The sequence below is a fragment of the Bradyrhizobium sp. LA6.1 genome (assembly GCF_040547805.1).
Classification (GTDB): Bacteria; Pseudomonadota; Alphaproteobacteria; order Rhizobiales; family Xanthobacteraceae; genus Bradyrhizobium; species Bradyrhizobium barranii.
Genome location: NZ_JBEPQK010000008.1, coordinates 28,177 through 49,501 on the forward strand (window position 1 = coordinate 28,177; position 21,325 = coordinate 49,501).

Annotated in this window: 21 protein-coding genes and 1 riboswitch; of the genes, 15 read left to right on the forward strand and 6 right to left on the reverse strand. The window is 67.4% G+C overall.

Going from position 1 to position 21,325, the window contains the following annotated elements:
• Window positions 1–10: 10 nt before the first annotated feature.
• Window positions 11–1,705 carry a ShlB/FhaC/HecB family hemolysin secretion/activation protein gene (locus ABIB99_RS21080; protein ID WP_354177429.1) on the forward strand — a complete coding sequence of 565 codons (1,695 nt, stop codon included), beginning with the start codon at window positions 11–13 and terminating at the stop codon, window positions 1,703–1,705.
• 160 nt (window positions 1,706–1,865) lie between these two features.
• Here the strand turns inward: ABIB99_RS21080 and bluB are convergent, their stop codons facing one another.
• Genes bluB through cobU form a run of 3 tightly spaced genes read right to left on the reverse strand, consistent with a single transcriptional unit; the run spans window position 1,866 to window position 3,788 of the window.
• On the reverse strand, window positions 1,866–2,498 hold the full coding sequence (gene bluB / locus ABIB99_RS21085; protein ID WP_071915467.1) for a 5,6-dimethylbenzimidazole synthase: 633 nt from the start codon (window positions 2,496–2,498) through the stop codon (window positions 1,866–1,868).
• Window positions 2,499–2,502: 4 nt separating this feature from the next.
• Window positions 2,503–3,285: an adenosylcobinamide-GDP ribazoletransferase gene (cobS, locus tag ABIB99_RS21090; RefSeq protein ID WP_354177431.1), complete on the reverse strand. Its 783-nt coding sequence runs from the start codon at window positions 3,283–3,285 to the stop codon at window positions 2,503–2,505.
• Window positions 3,282–3,788 (reverse strand): bifunctional adenosylcobinamide kinase/adenosylcobinamide-phosphate guanylyltransferase, encoded by a 507-nt coding sequence (gene cobU / locus ABIB99_RS21095; RefSeq protein ID WP_166097946.1) that lies wholly within the window; start codon window positions 3,786–3,788, stop codon window positions 3,282–3,284. The genes cobS and cobU overlap by 4 nt, the downstream gene beginning before the upstream one ends.
• 139 nt (window positions 3,789–3,927) lie before the next feature.
• On the opposite strand from cobU, the gene cbiB reads away from it, so the two are divergent.
• Complete coding sequence (cbiB, locus tag ABIB99_RS21100; protein WP_354177433.1) at window positions 3,928–4,851, forward strand: adenosylcobinamide-phosphate synthase CbiB; 924 nt, start codon at window positions 3,928–3,930, stop codon at window positions 4,849–4,851.
• A gap of 11 nt (window positions 4,852–4,862) precedes the next feature.
• Window positions 4,863–5,828, forward strand: coding sequence for a threonine-phosphate decarboxylase CobD (cobD, locus tag ABIB99_RS21105; RefSeq protein ID WP_354177434.1), 966 nt, complete (start codon window positions 4,863–4,865; stop codon window positions 5,826–5,828).
• Here cobD and ABIB99_RS21110 read toward each other — a convergent pair.
• Entirely contained in the window at window positions 5,817–7,265 is a 1,449-nt protein-coding gene (locus ABIB99_RS21110) for a cobyric acid synthase (RefSeq protein WP_354177435.1), read from the reverse strand. The genes cobD and ABIB99_RS21110 overlap by 12 nt on opposite strands.
• A 26-nt stretch (window positions 7,266–7,291) precedes the next feature.
• Window positions 7,292–7,927, reverse strand: a complete 636-nt coding sequence (gene cobO, locus ABIB99_RS21115) for a cob(I)yrinic acid a,c-diamide adenosyltransferase (protein ID WP_208072288.1) — start codon at window positions 7,925–7,927, stop codon at window positions 7,292–7,294.
• A 40-nt stretch (window positions 7,928–7,967) separates the two neighbouring features.
• Window positions 7,968–8,189, forward strand: a riboswitch (cobalamin riboswitch).
• Between the two features lie 96 nt (window positions 8,190–8,285).
• On the opposite strand from cobO, the gene ABIB99_RS21120 reads away from it, so the two are divergent.
• Genes ABIB99_RS21120 through cobJ form a run of 7 tightly spaced genes read left to right on the forward strand, consistent with a single transcriptional unit; the run spans window position 8,286 to window position 16,208 of the window.
• Entirely contained in the window at window positions 8,286–8,660 is a 375-nt protein-coding gene (locus ABIB99_RS21120; protein WP_028148471.1) for a DUF1636 family protein, read from the forward strand.
• The gene (cobW, locus tag ABIB99_RS21125) at window positions 8,657–9,706 is read left to right on the forward strand and encodes a cobalamin biosynthesis protein CobW (RefSeq protein WP_354177436.1); all 1,050 of its coding nucleotides are present in this window, start codon (window positions 8,657–8,659) and stop codon (window positions 9,704–9,706) included. Before ABIB99_RS21120 ends, cobW begins: the two co-directional genes overlap by 4 nt.
• Window positions 9,706–12,954 carry a cobaltochelatase subunit CobN gene (gene cobN / locus ABIB99_RS21130; protein ID WP_354177437.1) on the forward strand — a complete coding sequence of 1,083 codons (3,249 nt, stop codon included), beginning with the start codon at window positions 9,706–9,708 and terminating at the stop codon, window positions 12,952–12,954. The genes cobW and cobN overlap by 1 nt, the downstream gene beginning before the upstream one ends.
• Entirely contained in the window at window positions 12,951–14,114 is a 1,164-nt protein-coding gene (gene cobG, locus ABIB99_RS21135) for a precorrin-3B synthase (RefSeq protein ID WP_166097912.1), read from the forward strand. Before cobN ends, cobG begins: the two co-directional genes overlap by 4 nt.
• Window positions 14,114–14,743 (forward strand): precorrin-8X methylmutase, encoded by a 630-nt coding sequence (locus ABIB99_RS21140; RefSeq protein WP_354177438.1) that lies wholly within the window; start codon window positions 14,114–14,116, stop codon window positions 14,741–14,743. Before cobG ends, ABIB99_RS21140 begins: the two co-directional genes overlap by 1 nt.
• A gap of 2 nt (window positions 14,744–14,745) precedes the next feature.
• Window positions 14,746–15,477, forward strand: a complete 732-nt coding sequence (locus ABIB99_RS21145; RefSeq protein ID WP_354177439.1) for a precorrin-2 C(20)-methyltransferase — start codon at window positions 14,746–14,748, stop codon at window positions 15,475–15,477.
• Window positions 15,474–16,208 (forward strand): precorrin-3B C(17)-methyltransferase, encoded by a 735-nt coding sequence (cobJ, locus tag ABIB99_RS21150; protein ID WP_354177440.1) that lies wholly within the window; start codon window positions 15,474–15,476, stop codon window positions 16,206–16,208. Before ABIB99_RS21145 ends, cobJ begins: the two co-directional genes overlap by 4 nt.
• Here cobJ and ABIB99_RS21155 read toward each other — a convergent pair.
• Window positions 16,184–16,930 carry a cobalt-precorrin-6A reductase gene (locus ABIB99_RS21155; RefSeq protein WP_354177441.1) on the reverse strand — a complete coding sequence of 249 codons (747 nt, stop codon included), beginning with the start codon at window positions 16,928–16,930 and terminating at the stop codon, window positions 16,184–16,186. The genes cobJ and ABIB99_RS21155 overlap by 25 nt on opposite strands.
• Here ABIB99_RS21155 and cbiE point away from each other — a divergent pair.
• Genes cbiE through cobA form a run of 5 tightly spaced genes read left to right on the forward strand, consistent with a single transcriptional unit; the run spans window position 16,929 to window position 21,292 of the window.
• Window positions 16,929–18,110, forward strand: coding sequence for a precorrin-6y C5,15-methyltransferase (decarboxylating) subunit CbiE (cbiE, locus tag ABIB99_RS21160; RefSeq protein WP_354177442.1), 1,182 nt, complete (start codon window positions 16,929–16,931; stop codon window positions 18,108–18,110). The two genes, ABIB99_RS21155 and cbiE, sit on opposite strands and share 2 nt — an antisense overlap.
• On the forward strand, window positions 18,107–18,475 hold the full coding sequence (locus ABIB99_RS21165; protein WP_166097885.1) for a cobalamin biosynthesis protein: 369 nt from the start codon (window positions 18,107–18,109) through the stop codon (window positions 18,473–18,475). The genes cbiE and ABIB99_RS21165 overlap by 4 nt, the downstream gene beginning before the upstream one ends.
• The gene (gene cobM / locus ABIB99_RS21170; protein ID WP_354177443.1) at window positions 18,472–19,254 is read left to right on the forward strand and encodes a precorrin-4 C(11)-methyltransferase; all 783 of its coding nucleotides are present in this window, start codon (window positions 18,472–18,474) and stop codon (window positions 19,252–19,254) included. Before ABIB99_RS21165 ends, cobM begins: the two co-directional genes overlap by 4 nt.
• The gene (locus ABIB99_RS21175) at window positions 19,254–20,564 is read left to right on the forward strand and encodes a cobyrinic acid a,c-diamide synthase CobB (protein WP_354177444.1); all 1,311 of its coding nucleotides are present in this window, start codon (window positions 19,254–19,256) and stop codon (window positions 20,562–20,564) included. Before cobM ends, ABIB99_RS21175 begins: the two co-directional genes overlap by 1 nt.
• Window positions 20,561–21,292, forward strand: coding sequence for a uroporphyrinogen-III C-methyltransferase (gene cobA / locus ABIB99_RS21180; RefSeq protein WP_354177445.1), 732 nt, complete (start codon window positions 20,561–20,563; stop codon window positions 21,290–21,292). The genes ABIB99_RS21175 and cobA overlap by 4 nt, the downstream gene beginning before the upstream one ends.
• Window positions 21,293–21,325: the final 33 nt, after the last annotated feature.

Consider the following 21,325-nt stretch of genomic DNA (forward strand, 5'->3'; position numbering starts at 1 on the left):
GAGATTCGGGATGCGGATTTGGGGGGCAGCGTTGGGGGTGGGGCTTGCAGCTTGCTGCATCGCCCCTTCGCGCGCGCAAGTGCCCTCGATCAATCCCGGCGTGATCCAGAACGACGTCGACCGGCAGCGCCGCCAGCTCGAACGGCAGAGCGCGCCGCCCAAGCTCACCGGTCCCGCGGTGATCGGCGGTGCGCGGGAAAAGTCCCAGCTGCTGAAGCCGGGGGGGCCGAAATTCCGCCTGCGCAAGGTCGAGTTCGACGCATCCAAGTTCATCACGCCGGCAGAGCTGGACGAGATCGCGAAGAAATATGTCGGCAAGAACGTCGACATCGCTGCGCTATTGCAGCTCGTTGCCGACATCAACGCCATCTACACCGAGCGCGGCATCGTCACGGGCATCGCGACGCTGCCCGATCAAGACGCCAAAGGTGGTGTGGTCAAGATCAAGCTGACCGAGGGCCGGCTCCAGAAGACGACCATCGAGGGCAACAAGCAGACCCGCACCGATTACATCCTTCAGCGCGTGAAGGAGCCCGAAGGCGAGGTCCTCGACGTTCCAAAACTCAATCGCGACGTGATCTGGTTCAACCGGACCAACGACGTGCAGATCAAGGCGCTGCTCCAGCCTGGCACGAGTTTTGGCCTGACCGATCTCCAGTTCGCCGTGATCGAGCCGCCGGTCGACACCTTGCAACTCTTCACCGACAACCAGGGCGCGGAGAACACCGGGCGCTGGGAGGGCGGAGCCTTCTACAAGCGCCACGGCCTGTTCGGCGTCGACGACCGCCTGACCTTCTACGGCGTCCGCGCCGACGGCAATCTCAACGGCAACGCCGCCTACAGCATTCCGGTCAATCCCTGGGGTGGCCGCGTCGGCGTCAGCTATACCGAAGGCAAGATCAAGATCATCCAGGGACCGTTCGTCGCGCTCGACGTCACAGGACGCTCGAGCCAGGCCGCGGTCAATTTCAGCCAGCCGGTCTGGGTGACGCAGAACTGGCTGATATTGCTCAACGCCGCCGAGACCGAGGGCAAGACGGTCAGCCGCTTCGCCACGGTCTCCGTGACCGACGACCACTACGACAAGGCCACCGCCGGGCTCTCGGTGACCAATTCAGGCAACACCTATTCGATCACGGTCTCGCCGGCGGTGAACTACATCACCTGGCATGATTATGTGCTCGGCAACAACCGCGCGTTCAACACCTATACCGGCTCGCTGATCGCGACCAGCGCGGCGGGGCCGCAGAATTTCAGCGCCAATGTGCTGGCGAGCTGGCAGTACACGCAGGAAAAGCTGCTGCCGGGCGACCAGATATTCTCGATCGGCGGTCCCACCACCGTGCGCGGCTATCCCTCCAACTCCGCATCCGGCGACAGCGGCTATTATTTCAACGCCGAGCTGCACTACAATTGGTCGTCGTGGCTCAAGGGGTTCGACACCTACATCTTCACCGACTGGGGCGCAGTCTATTCGACATTCCCGGGGGTTACCGAGCTCGCTTCGGTCGGCGTCGGCTTCTCATGGACCTATGCGTCGTTCATGACGTTCGAGGCGAATTACGCGACGCCGTTGAAGATGGCCGTCTCGACCCAGAACCATTACGAGGCCTATGGCCGCGTCATCTTCCGACCGTTGTTGATGTTCCAGAAGCAGGAGAGCCCTGCGCCGGTGGCGGCTGCCGCCGGCAAGAGCAGGTCGTAGCGACAAGCCGCCTCTCTCTCCGTCGTCATTGCGAGGAGCCCGCGACAAAATTGCAAAGCAATTTTGCGCTGGTACGACGAAGCAATCCAGAATCCCTCCGCGGAGACAGCCTGGATTGCTTCGCTACGCTCGCAATGACGGAGGATGGAGCGGGGGCGCCTCAACGCCGCAGCGTGAATTCCTCCGCGCCGCGCCGGTGTTCCCATTTCGCCTGCTCGAGCTCCGGCTGGTCGCATTCGACTTCCGGATAGCCGATGCAGAGATAGGCGATGAATTTCCAGGTCTCAGGCACGTCGAGAGTGGTGTGAACGCGCTCCGGATTGAGGATCGACACCCAGCCGATGCCGATGCCGTCGGCGCGCGCGGCGAGCCACATCGCGGTGATCGCGGCGACCACGGAATATTCCGTCGTCTCCGGCATGGTCGCGCGGCCGAGGCCGTGGCCGATGTCGCTCGCCTTGTCCGCGAACACGGCGAGGTGACCGGGCGCCTGTTCGAGACCGGACAGTTTTAGTGTGGCATAGCGCGCGGCGCGTTCGCCGGAGTAACAGTTCAGCGCATCGGCGTTGCATGCCCTGAAGTCGTCGATCACGTCGCGGCGTCGTGCGGCATCTTCAACGACAACGAAGCGCCAGGGCTGGCTCAGGCCGACCGAGGGTGAGAGACAGGCGGTCTCGATCAGGCGATCGATGGCGCCGGCCGGCAGCGGATCGGCGCGGAAGCGGCGCACGTCGCGGCGCCACACGAACAGCTCGCGCAAGTGCTGACGGAAGGTGTCGTCGAACTCGACCATGAGATCAGCCTCCCATCCGGAAGGATGCCGCCACCAGCAGAATGAGGATCTCGCCGGTCTGCTCGAATGCGCCGAGGATGTCGCCGGTCTGCCCGCCGATCTGGCGGATCGCAAGCCGCGCCAGCATCAAGCCGGCGAGGGACAGCAGGATCAGGCTGACCAGCGCCTTGCCAGGCCCGAGCGCGAGTGCGAGGGCGAGCGTTCCAACAGCGAAGGCGATGGCGACGCTGCGGCCCGGCGGCGATCCCGCGCTTGCCGACAGTCCATCAGGCCGTGCCGGCGGGACCAGCGACATGAAAGCCGGCACGCCCGCGCGGGCAGCAGTGTGCGCGGCGCACAGCGCGAGCGCGACGGCCCAGGGATTGGCGATCGCCGCGAGCGCGCTCCAGCGCAGACCGAACGACAGGATCAGCGCGCAGACGCCATAGGTTCCGATCCGGCTGTCGCGCATGATCTCGAGCTTGCGTTCGCGCGTCCGGCCGCCGCCGAGCCCGTCGGCGGTATCGGCAAGGCCGTCCTCATGCAGCGCGCCGGTGATGAGCGCGGTCGCGGCCAGCGTGAGCAGGGCGGCGAGGTTCGGTGTCAGTCCGAACCGGCTGGAGACCTTGTAGACCAAGGCGCCCGCGAGGCCGACCATCAGTCCCGCGACGGGGAGTGCCCAGGTCGATCGCGCGATGGCGCCGTCAGCCGCGGACTTCGACGATGCGACGGGGAGGATCGTCACGAACGATGCCGCCATCCTGAGGTCGGCGATAATCTCTTTGAAAAGCTCGGCGCGCGGCATCATTTCAGTTTCATCGGCAGGCCGGCCACGACGAACTCGACCTCGTCGGAAACCGCCGCGATGACCTGGTTCATGATTCCGGCGGCGTCGCGATAGCTGCGCGCCAGCGCGTTGTCGGGCACGATACCGAGGCCGACCTCGTTGGTGACGAAAATGACGGGGCTCTTCTGGCCGCCCATGAAAGCGGCGAGCTTCATGAGTTCGTGTTCCCAGTCACGCCCCGCATGCATGATGTTGGAGAGCCACAAGGTCAGGCAATCCACCAGCCTTGGGCCGGCGCCATCGGTCTCGATCAGAGCTTGCAGGAGATCGAGTGGTACCTCTCGCTCGATCCAGTCGACGGCCGCGCGCTTGGCCCGATGCTTGGCGATGCGCACCTCCATTTCGGCATCGAGCGCCTCGGCCGTCGCGATGTAGATGGGCTGGCCCGGAAAGCTGCGCGCGCGCTTTTCTGCGTGGGTGCTCTTGCCCGATCGTGCTCCGCCCGTGATCAAGATGACGGCCATGAAAGTCTCCTGTGGGCCTGACTAATCACCAATCGTGGCCAAAGACAAAGCCGAAATCAGGCAGCCGGGGGCTTGCGCTCGGGCCGTGCTTTGCGCAACAGGGGCGGGACAGGAGGCAGGTGTGGGCTTTGCGGGGGCGATGGCAGTAGCGATGGCGGTGGATGCCCTGCTGGGCTGGCCGTCGTGGCTGTTCGCGCGGATCGGCCATCCCGTGACCTGGCTGGGCCGGCTGATCTCTGCCATCGACGCCGCCTGGAATCGCGCGTCCGATCCGCCGGCATTTCGCCGCGCCGCCGGTGTTGCCGGCGCGCTCGTGGTGATCGTGCTCTCGGCTGCGCTCGGCTGGGCGCTTCAGTCCTTGCTTCCCTGGGGCTGGATCGAGATCGTGCTGGTCGGCATCCTGGCCTGGCCGCTGGTCGCCTTGCGCTCGCTCCATGATCATGTCGCTGCCGTCGCGAAGCCGTTGCTGGCCGGCGACATCGCCGCTGCGCGCGAAGCGGTGTCGCGCATCGTCGGACGCGATCCCGCGACCCTCGACGAAGCCGGCATCGCGCGCGCGGCGATCGAGAGCCTCGCCGAGAACGCCTCCGACGGCATCGTGGCGCCGGTGTTCTGGGGCGCGCTGTTCGGACTGCCCGGCATTTTGGGCTACAAGGCGATCAACACGCTGGACTCCATGATCGGTCATCGCAGCGAACGCCACGAAACTTTTGGCTGGGCCGCCGCGCGCATCGACGATGTCGCCAACTTCATTCCGGCGCGCCTGACCGGCTTTCTGTTCGTCCTGTTGGCGTCGCGGCGATCGGAAGCGCTGTCCTGCATGACGCGCGATGCGCGCCGTCACCGCTCGCCCAACGCCGGCTGGCCGGAGGCGGCCATGGCCGGGGCGCTTGGTGTGCGGCTCAGCGGCCCCCGCATCTATCACGGCAGCATTACCAACGAGCCCTGGCTCAACGAAGGCGCGCGCGATCCGCTCGCCGCGGACATCAGCCGGGGATTGACGATCTACCGCCGCGCCATGCTGCTGCTCGCCGGCATCCTTGCGATCCTGGCCTTCGCGTGAAAGAACGGGGCATGCGCGAGCACGGTGGAAATCTCGATCTGGCCCAGCAGCGTTTTGGCGGGCGCGCGGAAGACTGGATCGATCTGTCGACCGGGATCAACCGGCTGCCTTATCCCGTGGGCGAGGTGAGCGCGCGCGCATGGAACGCGCTGCCGTCGCGCGCCGAGATCGAGAGCCTGCATCAGGCGGCGCAGCACGCCTACGGCACAAGCGCGCCGCTCGTCGCGATGGGCGGTGCGCAGGCCGCCATTCAATTGCTTCCGCAACTCGCGCCAGCCGGCCGCGCGCGCATCCTCGCGCCGACCTACAATGAATATGCCGGGGTCTTGTCGATTGCGGGTTGGGATGTCCAGGAGGTCGGCGAGCTCGACGCGCTGGCGGGCGCGGATCTCGCCGTCGTCGTCAATCCCAACAATCCCGATGGCCGGCGTTTTGCGCCAAAGGATTTGCTGGCGTTGCTGCCGCGCGTCGGCCGTCTCGTCATTGACGAGAGTTTTGCCGATGCTGCCCCGCAGCTGTCGCTCGCAGCCGGGGCGGATCGGCCTGGACTGCTGGTCCTGCGCTCCTTCGGCAAGTTCTATGGTCTTGCCGGCCTGCGGCTTGGGTTTGCGCTCGGCCATGCGGCCGACATCGCCAAGCTCGCGGCGATGTCGGGGCCATGGCCGGTGTCGGGAGCTGCGATCGCGATCGGCTGCCGCGCCTTGCGCGACGACGCCTGGGCCGAGGCCACGTCCGCGCGGCTCGCACGCGACTGTGCCCGCCTCGACGACATCGTGCAGTCGCAAGGCTGGCGGCTCGTCGGTGGTGCGCCGCTGTTTCGTCTCTACGAGACGCCTGATGCGCTTGCTGCGCAGGAGAAACTGGCGCGTAGCCAAATCTGGTCGCGCGTATTCGCGAAAGAGCCGGCATGGCTGCGCCTCGGGCTTCCCGGCAGCGAAGCCGAATGGACGCGCCTTGCCGAGGCGCTAGCGCGCTAGCGCGAGCAGGCCGCCGACGTCGAGATGCTGTTCGATGTGATCGGCGAGGGCGTCGAGCGCGCTCTCGACCCTGCTGTGATAAGGCTCGTCGCCTGCCGGAATGTCGAGCTTTGCGAGATACGCCTTGCGGAAATCATCCGACGTGAACAGGCCGTGCAGATAGCTGCCTTGCACGCGGCCATCGCTGGAGATCGCACCCTCCGGCTCCCCATCCAGTCTTGCAAACGGGCGCGCGCGATCCGGTCCGTCGGTGCGGCCGATGTGGATTTCGTAGGCGTCGATCGGCTGGTCCGTGGCGGCATGCACGGCCGCGACGCGCGTCAGCGTCTTCTGCGGGCTCATCATTGTGGCGACGTCGAGAAGTCCAAGACCCGGCGTGTCGCCGGCAGGACCTTCGATGCCATCGGGGTCTGCGACGCTGCGCCCGAGCATCTGATAGCCGCCGCAGAGGCCAAGCACATGGCCGCCGCGGCGATGATGCGCCAGGAGATCGATGTCCCAGCCCTGCGCGCGCAGGAAGGCGAGATCGCCGCGGGTGGACTTCGAGCCGGGGATGATGACGAGGCGGACGTCACCGGGGATAACTTCGCCCGGCCGCACCATCACGAGATCGACGCCAGGCTCGAGCTTGAGCGGATCGAGATCATCGAAATTGGCGATCCGGGATAGCGCGAGGCAGGCGATCTTGCATTGGCCCGGCTTGCGCGCATCGCTCAGGCCCAGCGCATCCTCGGCCGGCAGCTCGCCGGCGCGCGCGAACCAGGGCAGCACGCCAAGGCCGCGCCACGCGGTCTTCTGCTCGATCAGTCTATAGCCGTCGTCGAACAGCGAGGGATCGCCGCGGAACTTGTTGATGACGAAACCCTGGATCATCGCGGCATCGTCGGGGTCGATCACCGTCTTGATGCCGACGAGCTGGGCGATGACGCCGCCGCGGTCGATGTCGCCGACCAGCACGACCGGCACGTAGGCCTTGCGTGCAAAGCCCATATTGGCGATGTCGGCCTTGCGCAGGTTGACCTCGGCCGGGCTGCCGGCGCCTTCGACCAGCACCAGATCGGCGCGCGCCTTCAGCCGCTCAAAACTCTCCAGCACCGCGCCCATCAGCGACGGCTTCATCGCTGCATATTCACGCGCCCGCGCGGTCGCGATCCGCTTTCCCTGGACGATGATTTGTGCGCCGACATCGGTCTCGGGCTTCAGCAGCACCGGGTTCATGTCGGTGTGCGGCTCGACGCCGGCGGCCAGCGCCTGAAGCGCCTGGGCGCGACCGATCTCGCCGCCGTCGACAGTGACGGCCGCGTTGTTCGACATGTTCTGCGGCTTGAAGGGCAGCACGCGCAGGCCGCGCCGCGTGAAGGCGCGGGCGAGGCCGGCGACGATGAGCGACTTGCCCACGTCCGAGCCGGCACCCTGGATCATCAATGCGCGCGCCATGGTGTTTTCAGAACCTGGGGCCGTGCTCAGAACTCGACGCCGGCTTGCGCCTTGATGCCGGAGCGGAAGGGGTGCTTGACCAGCGTCATCTCGGTGACGAGATCGGCGATCTCGATCAACTCGTCCTTGGCGTTGCGCCCGGTGAGCACGACATGCGTCATCGGTGGCTTGTGCGTTTTCAGGAATTCGACGACCTCGGCGATGTCGAGATAGTCATAGCGCAGCGCGATGTTGATCTCGTCGAGCACGACCATGCGCAGATTGGAATCTGAGATCAGCTCCTTGGCCTTCGCCCAGCCGGCCTGTGCTGCGGCGATGTCGCGGGCGCGGTCCTGCGTCTCCCAGGTGAAACCTTCGCCCATCGCATGGAACTGGCAAAGCTCGCCGAAATGGCCGGTGAGCAGGCGCCGTTCGCCGGTGTCCCAGGCGCCCTTGATGAACTGCACGACCGCGCAGGGGAAGCCATGGGCGACACAGCGGACGATCATGCCGAAGGCGGAGGAGGACTTGCCCTTGCCGGCGCCGGTGTGGACGATGATGAGGCCCTTCTCGCCGCTCTTGGTCGCCATGATCTTGTCGCGGGCGACCTTGATTTTCGCCATTTTCGCGGCGTGGCGGGCGTCGGTTTCCTCGGCCGTTTGGGTATCCGGTTCAGGCGTCATCTGACAGGGTCCTTCGGCTTGACAAGAGGCGGCCGGGGGCAAATGGTGGCCCGGCGTTGGTTCCTGTCCTATGACAGGCGAAGAGGGAATGCGATAGGGTCCGAATCGACAAGATTCGGCTCCAAACTGCAGCCGCCCCCGCGACCGTGACCGGAGAGATGCCCGAAGCCACTGATCCCCCAGGGGATCGGGAAGGCGGGGATCGAAGGGCCAAAAGCCCTGCTCCGCAAGCCGGGAGACCTGCCAGCGCGGACGAGTTTTGGACCGGCGGACGGGGTGTTCCGCGACGGGGAAACGGACCTTCGGGGGAATGGTCCGTGTGCCTCTTCGCCTCCCGCTGTTTATCCTGGAAGAGGCGATGACCGTCACACTTCACGTCTGTATTACCTGCCGTGCCGGCCAGACGCTCGACGAGGGTGAGACGACGCCCGGCAAGCGCCTGCATGGTGCGATCCTCGACGCCGGCGTGCCCGAGGGCGTCAATGTGGTTCCCGTTGAATGCCTGTCGGCATGCAGCCAGGGCTGCTCGGTTGCGCTCAGCGCGCCCGGCCGCTGGTCCTATGTCTATGGTCGTCTGTCAGAGGCCCATGCGAGCGACGTGGTCGCGGGTGCTGCGGCCTATGCCGCCGCGCCCGACGGCCTCGTGCCCTGGCGCAGCCGTCCCGAAATCTTCCGCAAGCAATCGCTTGCCCGCATTCCCCCCATTGCCGTGTTGCCGGAGGCCGCCGAATGAACTCGCTCGCAAAAGTCCCTGTCACGGTGGTCACCGGTTTTCTCGGCTCAGGCAAGACGACGCTGATCCAGCATCTGCTCGCAAACCCTGGCGGCAAGAAGCTCGCAGTGCTCGTCAACGAGTTCGGCAGCGAGGGCGTCGATGGCGAGATCCTGAAATCCTGCGCCGATGCCAATTGTCCGGAAGAGAACATCGTCGAGCTCGCCAATGGCTGCATTTGCTGCACCGTTGCGGACGATTTCATCCCGACCATGGAAAAGCTCTTGGCGCGGCCGGTGAGGCCCGATCACATCCTGATCGAGACCTCGGGGCTTGCGTTGCCGAAGCCACTGCTGAAGGCGTTCGACTGGCCTGAGATCCGTTCGCGCATCACGGTCGATGGCGTGATTGCGCTGGCCGATGCCGAGGCTGTCGCCGCCGGCCGTTTTGCGCCGGACCCGGCTGCCGTGGAAGCGCAGCGCGCGGCGGATGGAAATCTCGATCACGAGACGCCGCTGTCGGAAGTGTTCGAGGACCAGATCGCCTGCGCCGATATCGTGCTGCTGACCAAGGCCGATCTTGCGGGCGCTGCAGGGATCGAAGCGGCCAAAGCCGCCATCACCGCCGAGATGCCGCGCCGCGTGCCGATGCTCTCCGTCACCGATGGCGCGATCGATGCGCGTGTCATCCTCGGCCTTGGCGCTGCCGCAGAGAACGATCTCGCCGCGCGCCCCTCGCATCACGACGGCGAGGAGGATCACGAGCACGACGATTTCGCCTCCGTCGTGATCGATCTTCCTGAAATCAGCGACATCGACGCACTGGTCGCGTCGGTGCAGCGTCTTTCGCGCGAGCAGAACGTGCTGCGCGTCAAGGGCTATATCGCGGTCGCGGGCAAGCCGATGCGCCTGTTGCTGCAAGCGGTCGGCGAGCGCGTGCGCCACCAGTTCGACAAGCCCTGGGGCGTAGCTCTCAGGCAGTCGAAGCTCGTCGTGATCGGCGAGCACGGCGATATCGACGAGGCCGCGATCAAGGTCGGACTTGGGCTTTCAGGATCTGGTATCTGATGCACGTCGTCTTCCGCGAGAGCCGCGGTCTCGAGGAGACCGCGACGCCAAGGGACATCGGCCAGGACCCGGCCGATCTCGTGGTGCTCTCGTACTCGGATTCCGACCTTGCCGCGTTCGCGGCCGGCTGGCGGCGCGGCCGTAACAGCCTGCCGTCGCTGCGGCTCGCCAATCTCGCGGAGCTGCGTCATCCGTTGTCGGTCGACACCTATATCGAGCGTACGCTGTCGCAGGCACGCGGCATCCTGGTGCGCCTGATCGGCGGTGAGTCCTATTGGCCGTACGGGCTCGCGGCCCTGCAGCAGCTGGCGAAGGACCGCGACATCGTGCTTGCCGTGCTGCCGGCCGACGGCCGCGACGACATGCGGCTCGATGCCTACTCGACCCTGCCGGTTTCGACGCTGCGCCGGCTCAAGGTGCTCTGCGACACCGGCGGTCCCGTTGCAGCCCAGGCCGCGATCGCGCAGCTCGCGCTGGCCTCGGGCCTTTACGCGGGCCCGGTCGTCGGCGAGATGAACCTGCCTGAGATGGGCTTTTACGATCCCGCGCGTGGCGTCATTGCTGCGCCGACGGCAGGCGAGGGAAAGCCGCTCGCGCTCGTGACCTTCTATCGTTCCTATCTCACCGCCGCGGATACCGGGCCGGTCGACGCTCTGATCGCGGCGCTGCTCGAGCGCGGCTTTGACGCGTACGGCGTGTTCGTCACCTCGCTGAAGGCTCCGGGCGTTGCGGATTGGCTGCGGACGTATTTTGCGACGAATCCTCCGGCCGCGATCGTCAACGCGACGGCGTTCTCGGCGATGGGCGACGACGGCACGACACCGTTCGATGCCGCATCGTGTCCCGTCTTCCAGGTCGCGCTCTCATCGGCACGGCGCGAAGACTGGGCGGAGTCGCTGCGCGGCCTGTCGCCCGGCGATCTCGCGATGCATGTGGTGCTGCCGGAGGTCGACGGCCGCCTGTTCGCGGGCGTGGTGAGCTTCAAATCGGCCGCGGAGCGTGATCCCGATCTGCAATTTTCGCATCTGGCCCACCGGCCCGATGAGGAGCGCGTCAAGGCCGTCGCCGCGCGCGTTGTGGCCTGGCGGCGCCTCGCGGAGACGCCAGTCGCCGAGAAGCGGGTGGCGCTCGTGCTCTCGAACTACCCGGGCCGTCCGCATCAGATCGCGCATGCGGTTGGTCTCGATGCGCTGGCGTCGGTCGAGGCATTGCTGTCTGACCTGACCGAGGCCGGCTTCGATGTTGCGCCGGTCCAGGCGCTCGGCGAGACGCTGCTCAATCAGAACTTGACCTGGAGCGTGGCCGACTACCGCGCGGCGCTCTCGCGCTTGCCGCAAGCCTTGCAGGATGATCTCGCGCAGGCCTGGGGCGCGCCGGAGGATGACCCGAGCTGTCGCGACGGTGCATTTCAGTTCGCGGCCATCGCAAGTGGCCAATCGATCATCGCGGTTCAGCCCGAGCGCGGCGATGCGACCACGCGCGATGCCGACTATCACGATCTCGCCCGCACGCCGCGCCATGCCTATGTCGCGTTCTATCTCTGGCTCCGCGGGCAGGCCATCGATGCCGTTGTGCACATGGGCGCGCATGGCACGCTGGAATGGCTGCCCGGAAAATCCGTGGCGCTGTCGTCCGCGTGCTGGCCCGAAGCGCTGATCGGCGATCTGCCGGTCATCTATCCCTTCATCGTCAACGATCCCGGCGAGGCCGCGCAGGCCAAGCGGCGCTTGGGTGCCGTCACTATCGGCCATCTGCCGCCGCCACTGGAACAATCCGCGGTGCCGGACGGCCTGCGCCGGCTCGAACGGCTGCTGGACGAATATTCGACCGCCGATGGGCTCGATCCCGCGCGCCGTCAGCGCCTGATTTCTGCGATCCGCGACGAAGCGCGTGCGGCGGGTCTTGAGGACGATCTTGGTCTGGATGCCTCGGCAGCACCGGCGGAAGCGATCCCGCGGATCGATCGCTTCGTCTGCGATCTCAAGGAGAGCCAGTTCGGCGACGGCTTGCACGTGTTCGGCCGCGGCGCCTGCGCCGACGCGGAGCGCGATGCGTTGCGTTCCGCGCTCGCGGGGCAGCGCGTCGCGCCGGGGCCGTCGGGCTCGCCCTATCGCGGCCGCCAGGACGTTCTGCCTACCGGGCGCAATCTCTTTGCCGTCGATCCGCGCGCGGTGCCGACGCCGTCGGCGCATGCGCAAGGCATCAAGCTCGCGGAAGAGCTGCTGCGTCGCCATTTGCAGGATCACGGTGACTGGCCGAAAGGCCTCGTGGTCGATCTCTGGGGCTCCGCGACGATGCGGACCGCCGGCGAGGAGTTTGCCATGGCGCTGCATCTCGCCGGCCTTGCGCCGCGCTGGGATCACGCCTCCGGCCGCGTCACCGGCTACGACATCATCGCGCCGGCCGAGCTCGGGCGCCCCCGCATCGACGTCACGCTGCGCGTGTCGGGCCTGTTCCGCGATGTCTTCTCCGGCCTTGCGCAATTGTTCGAGGCCGCCGCCGAGGCGCTCGCAACGCGCGAGGAGGAGGGTGACGAGAATCCCTATCGCCACCGCGCCTCGCGCGTGTTCGCGCCGCGTCCCGGACAATACGGCGTCGGCCTCTCGGCGATCCCGGATGCCTTCACGGCCGAGACGCGTGATGCCGCCGGCGAAGCCTGGCTGTCGGCATCGTCCTGGGCGTTCTCCGCGGACGGTGCGATGCAGCCGGATCGGGCCGGCATCGAGACCCGGCTCGCATCCGCCGATGCTTTCGTGCACGTCCAGGATCTGCCGGAGACCGATCTTCTGCTCGCCGCGGATTACGCCGCGCATGAGGCCGGCATCGCGGCCGCCGCAGCGCATCTCGGTGCGGCAGGACCATCGCTCTATCACCTCGATACGACGCGGCCCGAGCAGCCGCACGCGCGGACGCTGACCGAGGAAATCTCCCGTGTCGTCCGTGCGCGCGCGGCCAATCCGGCCTGGATCGCCGGCATGATGCGGCACGGTTTTCGCGGCGCCGCCGAGATCACTGCGACGCTGGAGCACATGGCCGCCTTCGCGCATCTGGCCGGCGCCGTGCCGCCGCATCTGTTCGATCTCTACTACGACGCGACGCTCGGCGACGCCGACGTCCTCACCTTCATGGCCCGCGAAAATCCGGCGGCGCTCGCCGCGATGGAGACCTGCTTCACGCGCCTGCACGAAGCCTCGCTCTGGCGAACGCGCCGCAATTCGATCGCGGCTGCGCTGAAGGAGGCTTCATGAGCGCGGCCGCGATCAAGGGCTGGTGTCCCGGCGCGTTGCGCCCGATGCAATCGGGCGACGGGCTCGTCGTCCGCGTGCGTCCGTTCGGTGGAAGGCTTGAAGCCGCGCAAGTCGCCGGGCTTGCCGAGCTCGCCGAACGCTACGGCAATGGTCTCATCGATGTGACGAGCCGGGCCAACCTCCAGATCAGGGGCGTCAGTGAGCAGGGCCATCGCCGGCTGCTCGATGGACTCGCGTTGCTGCGGCTGCTCGACCCCGATTCCGACATCGAAGCCCGGCGCAACATTTTGGTGACGCCGTTCTGGAACAGCGGTGATGAGACACAGGCGCTCGCCGCGGAGCTTGAGGAAGCGCTCGCCGACAGCGCGCTCGATCTTCCCACAAAGTTCGGCTTCGCCATCGATGATGGAAAGTCGCGCGTACTCGCCGGCGATTCCGCCGACGTGCGCATCGAACGCGATCGCGACGGCCGGCTCGTGGTGCGGGCCGATGGCGCAAGGCTCGGCCGCTCGGTCGCACGCGGGGAGGCCGTGAGCACGGCGCTCGCGCTCGCGAACTGGTTCATCTCGTCCGGCGGTGCGAAGGGCGGGCGAGGGCGCATGGCAGCCCATATCGCGGCCAGCGCGGAATTGCCTCAGTCGTTGAGCGGCGAAACCGAGCCTGCTCCGGTCATGGCCGCGTCACGACCCGGGCATTATCCGCATGGCGCCCTGGTCGGCGTCGCGTTCGGGCAGATGCTGCACACGACGCTCCATCAATTTTCCGGCTGCGGACATGCGCTGCGCATGACGCCATGGCGGATGGTGCTGAGCGAGGGCAAGCGCGAGATGCCGAGCGGGGCAGGCCTCATCACCGAGCCTTACGATCCGGCGTTGCGTGTGATTGCTTGTAGCGGCGCCCCGCGTTGTCGCGAGGCGCATGCCGACACCCGCGCACTCGCTTCCGCCCTTGCGCCGCGCATCGCCCTCGATACGCGCCTTCACGTCTCCGGCTGCGCCAAGGGCTGCGCGCGTTCCGGCGCGTCCGCGGTGACGCTGGTTGCGACCAGCGCCGGATTCGATCTCGTCCGCGACGGCTCGACCCGCGACGAGCCGGTTCTGCGCGGCCTGAATGGTGCCGACATCGTCAGCGATCCCTCCATCCTGGTCGGAGGGCACTGATGCCGCACACTTACGAGACCGACGGCGCGGCGATTTACCGGCAATCCTTCGCGACCATCCGGGCAGAGGCCGATCTTGCGCGCTTTTCGCCTGACGAAGAGCAGGTGGTGGTGCGGATGATCCACGCCGCCGGCATGGTGGGCCTTGAAGCCCACATCCGCTTCACATCAGGCATGGCGACTGCTGCGCGCGCGGCCTTGCAGAGAGGCGCCCCGATCCTGTGCGACGCGCGCATGGTCTTGGAAGGAATTACGCGGGCGCGATTGCCTGCGGCCAACGCCGTGATCTGCACGCTCGGCGACGAGGCCGTTCCCGCGCTCGCGCAGTCCATGCGCAACACGCGCTCGGCTGCGGCGCTCGAGTTGTGGCGACCGCATCTCGACGGCGCAATCGTTGCGATCGGCAACGCGCCGACCGCGCTGTTTCATCTCCTCAACATGCTTGAGGAGCCGGGCTGCCCGCGGCCCGCGGCGATCATCGGCTGTCCCGTCGGCTTCGTCGGCGCGGCCGAATCCAAGGCCGCGCTGATGGCGGATCCGCCGGTGCCGGCGCTGACGGTCGAGGGCCGCCTCGGCGGCTCCGCGATCACGGTCGCCGCCGTGAATGCGCTCGCGAGCCGGAGCGAATAGCCATGGGACGCATCATCTGCTGCGGTCTCGGCCCTGGCGATCCTGATCTGATGAGCGTGCGCGCCGACCGCACGGTGCGGGCTGCGAAGCACGTCGCCTATTTTCGCAAGAAGGGCCGGCCCGGCCAGGCACGACGGATCGTCGAAGGCATGCTGGCCTCCGACGTCACCGAATACGCAATGGAATATCCTGTTACGACGGAGCTCGCTTTCGATAGCCCGGAATATGTGCAACTGCTCGCCGGCTTCTACGACGAATGGGCGGAACGGCTGGCGCGGCTTTCGCGTGCGGTCGATGTCGTCGTGCTCTGCGAGGGCGATCCTTACTTCTACGGCTCCTTCATGCATCTGCACACGCGCCTGCAAGGCCGTGTCGAGATCGAGGTGATCGCGGGCATTCCCGGCATGGTCGGTTGCTGGAACGGCGTCGGACAGCCGATCGCGCTTGGTGACGACGTGACGACGGTGCTGATGGGCACGCTCGCCGAAGACGAGCTCGAACGGCGCATGCGCGATTCCGATGCGCTCGTCATCATGAAGACGGGCCGCAATCTCGCAAAGGTGCGCCGCGCGCTCACGGCTGCCGGCCGGCTGGACGATGCCTGGCTGGTTGAGCGCGGCACCATGCCGGGCGAGCGCGTGGTGCGGCTCGCCGAGATCGATGCCGCCGACTGTCCTTATTTTGCGATCGTGCTCGTGCACGGCAAAGGCCGGCATCTGGACGCCGCCGAATGACGGGCACGCTGACCATCGCGGGCCTTGGGCCGGGTAGCGATGCGCTGGTGACGCCCGAGGTCTCCGCCGCGCTTGCCGCCGCGACCGACATTCTGGGCTATGCGCCCTATGTTGCGCGCGTGCCGCCGCGGGCAGGGCTCACCTTGCACCCCTCCGACAATCGCGAAGAGCTGCAGCGCGCGGGCGAGGCCCTGCGGCTCGCGGCCGAAGGCGGGCAGGTCGTCGTCGTCTCCTCCGGCGACCCCGGCGTCTTCGCGATGGCGTCGGCCGTGTTCGAGGCGCTCGAACAGGCGCCGCAATGGCGCGAGCTTCCCATTCGCGTTTTGCCTGGTATCACAGCGATGCTGGCGGCAGCCGCGCGCGCTGGTGCGCCGCTCGGCCATGATTTCTGCGCGATCAATCTCTCCGACAATCTCAAGCCGTGGGCGGTGATCGAGAAGCGCCTGCGGCTGGCCGCGGAAGCCGATTTTGCCATTGCGATGTACAATCCGCGCTCGGCAAGCCGGCCGGAGGGTTTTGGCCGCGCGCTTGCGGTGTTGAAGGACGCCGGCTGCGGCGAGCGCCTCGTGATTTTCGCCCGCGCGATCAGCACGTCGGACGAGCGGATCGAAACTGTCGCGCTGAACGACGCGCGGCCTGAGATGGCCGACATGCGCACGTTGGTCATCGTCGGAAATTCGCAGACGCGCCGCGTCGGCCGCTGGGTCTATGCCCCGAGGCAGGCGCGATGACCGAGCCACTGCATGATCTCTGCCACGCTCTCAACCGGCAGCCGTTCGGGCAGTTTTGGCCGCGCGATCATGATCACGGGCAGGCCGAGCATGCGGGCCGCGTCGATCTTGGCGCGTGCGCCGTCGCCGCCGGAATTGCGGGCGACGATCCACGCGATGCCGCGCGCGCGCATCGTTTCGAGCTCGCCGTCGAACGTGAACGGCCCGCGCGACACGATCACGTCCGCAGCGAAGGGCAGCGGTGCCTCGGGCGGATCGACGAACCGCAGCGTGTAGGTGTGCTGTGGCTTGCTCGCGAATGGCGCGATGTGCTGCCGGCCGATGGCGAGGAACACGTTTGCGGGCGACTCGGGCAGCGCGGCGGCTGCGGCGGTGACGTCGGCGACTTCGATCCAGTTGTCGCCGGGCGCCCTCGTCCAAGGCGCGCGCTCGAGCGCGATCAGCGGCGTGCCCGTTTGCGCGCACGCCTGGACCGCGTGGCGGCTCATCTCGGCAGCGAAGGGATGCGTGGCGTCGATCACATGCGTGATGCGCTCACGGCGAATATAGTCGGCAAGCCCGCTCACGCCGCCGAAGCCACCGATGCGGGTCGGCAGCGGCTGATCGGCGGGCGCGCGGGTTCGGCCGCCATAGGAATACACGGCGTCGATGTGCGCGCGTGCGACTTCCGCGGCGAGCAAGCTCGCATCGGCGGTTCCGCCCAGAATGAGGGCGCGATTCATGGCTGATCCCTGGCTGACCATCATCGGTATCGGCGAAGATGGCCTTGCCGGGCTGTCCGAAGCAAGCCGAAAGGCGCTCGCCAAGGCAGAAACTGTTTTTGGTGGCGAGCGTCATCTCGCGCTTGCTGATGTGGGGGGGCGCGGTCGCCCGTGGCCGGTGCCGTTCGACGCAGACATCGTGCTGAGCTGCCGCGGCCGGCCGACGGTGATGCTCGCCTCCGGCGATCCGTTCTGGCACGGCGCGGGTGCAAGTCTCGCCGAGAAGCTCGATGCCAACGAGTGGATCGCGCATTCGGCGCCATCGACCTTCTCGCTCGCCGCCGCGCGGCTCGGCTGGCGCCTCGAAGCCATTGCCTGTCTCGGGCTTCATGCCGCGCCGTTCGAGCGTCTCGTACCGCATCTCGTGCGAGGTGCGCGCATCATTTGCCTCGTGCGCGACGGCAAGGCAGCCGGTGAGCTCGCCAAATGGCTGAGCGAGCGCGGGTGGGGCGCCTCGGCGTTCTGGACTCTCGCCGCGCTCGGCGGGCCGCGCGAAAGCATCGCTGAGCATCGTGCCGACAGCTTTGCGGGCGATCTGGGCGAAAACCTGGTCGCAGTAGCGGTCGAGGCGAGGGGCGGGCAAGGCATTCCCAGCAGCTCCGGCCTGTCCGACGATCTCTTCATTCACGACGGCCAGATCACCAAGCGGCCGGTGCGCGCGCTCGCGCTCTCGGCGCTGGCGCCGCGACCCGGCGAGCGGCTGTGGGATATCGGCGCGGGTTCTGGCTCGATCTCTGTGGAATGGGCGCTGTGCGGCGGGACGGCGACCGCCATCGAGGCGCGCGACGATCGCGCCGCGAATATCCGCAGCAATGCTGCAGCGTTCGGATTGGCGCATCGGATCACCGTCATCACGGGGAGCGCGCCGAAAGCCTTTGCTGCGTTGGAAGCGCCGGATGCCGTCTTCATCGGTGGCGGTCTCGATATCGCGATGTTCGATGCCATCTGGCCACGGCTTGTGCCGGGTGCGCGGCTCGTCGCGCATGCGGTAACGCTGGAAACGGAAGCGCTGCTCGGCGAGCTGCACCAGCGTCACGGCGGCGAGCTGATGCGGGTCGAGATCGCACATGCTGGCCCGCTCGGCCGCTACAGGTCCTGGGAAGCGTCGCGACCCGTGGTGCAGTGGAGTGCGGTTCGATGAAAGTCGCCGGACTCGGATTCAAGAAGGATGTGACGTTGGCTTCGTTGCGCGAGGCGCTGCTGGCTGCCGGTGGTTTCGAAGGCCTTGCGGCGGTCGCGACTGTTAGCGACAAGGCCGACGCGGAAGCGCTAAAGCAGCTCGCGCGCGAATGCGGTGTGCCGATCAAGGCGGTCTCGGCTGAAGCGTTGGCCAACATCCATACGCCGACGCAGTCAAAACTCGTCGCCGAAAAGTTCGGCACGGGCTCGGTCGCTGAAGCCGCGGCGCTCGTTGCGGCTGGCCCCCGCGCGCGATTGATTGCGACGCGGGCGGTCTCGCGGGATCGCACCGCGACCGCCGCGATCGCGGAAGGAGACGGCGCATGACGGTGCACTTCATTGGTGCAGGACCGGGCGCTCCGGATTTGCTGACGTTGCGTGGACGCGACCTGATTGCGGCCTGTCCGGTCTGCCTCTATGCGGGCTCGCTGGTGCCCGAGGGCGTGCTGGCGCATTGCCCGCCCGGGGCGCGCATCGTCAACACTGCGCCGCTGTCGCTCGACGAGATCATTGCGGAGATCGCCGCCGCGCATGCCGACGGCAAGGATGTCGCCCGCTTGCATTCCGGCGATCTCGCGATCTGGTCGGCGATGGGCGAGCAGCTTCGCCGTCTGCGCGCGCTCGGTATTCCCTACACGGTCACGCCGGGTGTTCCGTCGTTTTCGGCTGCAGCAGCTGCACTGGAGGCTGAGCTGACGCTGCCCGGTCTTGCCCAGTCAGTCGTGCTGACGCGCACGCCGGGCCGCGCCAGCGCAATGCCTGAGGGCGAAAAGCTCGCAGCGTTTGCCGCCACCGGTGCGGTGCTCGCGATCCATCTGTCGATCCATCTGCTCGACAATGTCGTCGCCGAGCTGACGCCGCATTACGGCGCGGATTGCCCCGTCGCGATCGTCTGGCGCGCGAGCTGGCCGGACCAGCGCATCGTCCGCGCCACGCTGGCGACGCTCGATGCCGCCGTCGGCACCGAGATGGAGCGCACCGCACTCATTTTGGTTGGCAAGACGCTTGGAGCGGCGGATTTTGACGAGAGCCGCCTCTATGCCGTCGACTACGACCGCCGCTATCGGCCGGTCGGTGCCGAACCGCGCTTTCCGGAGGCATCGTGATGCCGGCAGGGCTCGTCATCTCCGCGCCGGCCTCCGGCGTCGGCAAAACCACGCTGACGCTGGCGCTGGCGCGCGCCTGGCGCAATCGCGGATTGAACGTGCAGTGCTTCAAGAGCGGGCCCGACTATATCGATCCCGCCTTCCACGCCGCTGCGACGGGGCGCGCTTCCGTCAACGTCGATAGCTGGGCGATGGATCGCACCACAATCAGCCATCTCGTCAGCCGCGGCACGGACGCGGACGTTGTTCTCGCCGAAGGCTCGATGGGCTTGTTCGACGGCGTTGCCGCGCGCGGCGTCTCGGGCACGGGCGCCACCGCCGACATCGCGGAGATGCTGGGCTGGCCGGTGGTTCTGGTGATCGATCCGTCGGGTCAGGCGCAGACGGCAGCCGCCATCGCCGCAGGTCTCCGCGATTATCGCCCTGGCGTGCGCCTTGCGGGCGTCGTGCTCAACCGCGTCGCCAGCCCGCGCCATGAAGACCTCGTGCGGCGTGCACTGAACGACGCCGGCATCGCCGTGTTCGGCGCGCTGCCGCGTCATGCCGAGATCAGCCTGCCGAAACGGCATCTCGGCCTGGTGCAGGCCGAGGAGCAAGCCGAGATCGGCAAGCTGATCGACGAAGCCGCGCGCTTCGTCGCCGAGCATGTCGATCTCGATGCGGTGCTGCGATCGGCAGCAAGCTGGTCGCCGCAACCGGCGGCAAGCGGCATCAATGTGACGCCGCCCGGACAGCGCATTGCGTTGGCCCGCGATGCCGCGTTCTCCTTCATCTATCCGCACATGCTGGAGGCCTGGCGCGCGGCCGGCGCCGAGATCTCGACATTCTCGCCGCTTGCCGATGAAGCGCCCGATGCCAGCGCCGATGTCTGCTGGCTGCCCGGCGGCTATCCCGAGCTGCACGCGGGGAAGATCGCGGCCAATGCCCGCTTTCGCAGCGGCTTGCGCACCTTCGCTGACACACGGCCGGTGCACGGCGAATGCGGAGGCTATATGGTGCTGGGAACCGCACTGACCGATGCCGACGGCATCCGTCACGAGATGACGGGCCTGCTCGGACTGGAGACGAGCTTTGCCAAGCGCCGCATGCATCTCGGCTATCGTCTCGCTGCGCTCGCCGCGCCGATGCCGGGCCATCAGGTCGGCGCCCGCCTGCGCGGCCACGAGTTCCACTATTCGACGATTGTCGCGCAGCCGGATACGCCGCTGGCGGTCGTGCACGATGCAACAGGCGCGGTCATTGCTGAGACCGGCTCGCGCCGGGGACAAGCCACCGGCACGTTCTTCCACCTGATCGCGGAGGATCGGTGAGCGGTTTTGTCACTTTCATCTCGGCCGGCCCCGGAGACCCCGAGCTCCTCACGCTCAAAGGCGCCACGCGGCTGCGCGATGCCGACGTCGTGCTCTATGACGACCTCGCCTCCGGCGCGATCCTCGATCTGGCCCGGCCCGGCGCCAATCTCGTCGCGGTGGGGAAGCGTGCAGGGCGGCCCTCGACCAAGCAGCACCACGTCAACCGCCTGCTGGTCGACTATGCCGCGGCCGGCGTCCGTGTGGTGCGGCTGAAATCGGGCGATGCCGGTATCTTTGGCCGGCTCGAGGAGGAGCTGGAGGCGCTGCGCGAAGCCGGCATCGGCTACGAGATCATTCCCGGAATCACCTCGGCCTGTGTCGCTGCCGCGCAAGCCGGCATTCCCCTGACCCGGCGCCACACCTCGCGCCGGGTGCAGTTCGTGACCGGGGCCGATGTCACCGGCGAGCTGCCGCAGAATTTGAACTGGGCGGCGCTGGCGGATCCCGAAGCGACCACCGTGGTCTATATGGGCCGGCGCACCTTTCCGGCGCTTGTCGCAAAATTGATCGAGCACGGCCTCGCCCCGAGCACTCCGGCCCTGTTCGCCGAATCCCTCGGGCGTCCCGACGAGCGGCTGGTCCGCACCACCATTGCCGAGCTGGCCGAGCAGCTTGCGCGGGGCGGCGCGGCCTCGACGGCCGCCGTGATCCTGTTCGGCGCGCTGGCGGGCGATTATCCGTCATGACCGTCCCGGCCGCCCTTCGCCCCTTGACGCCCG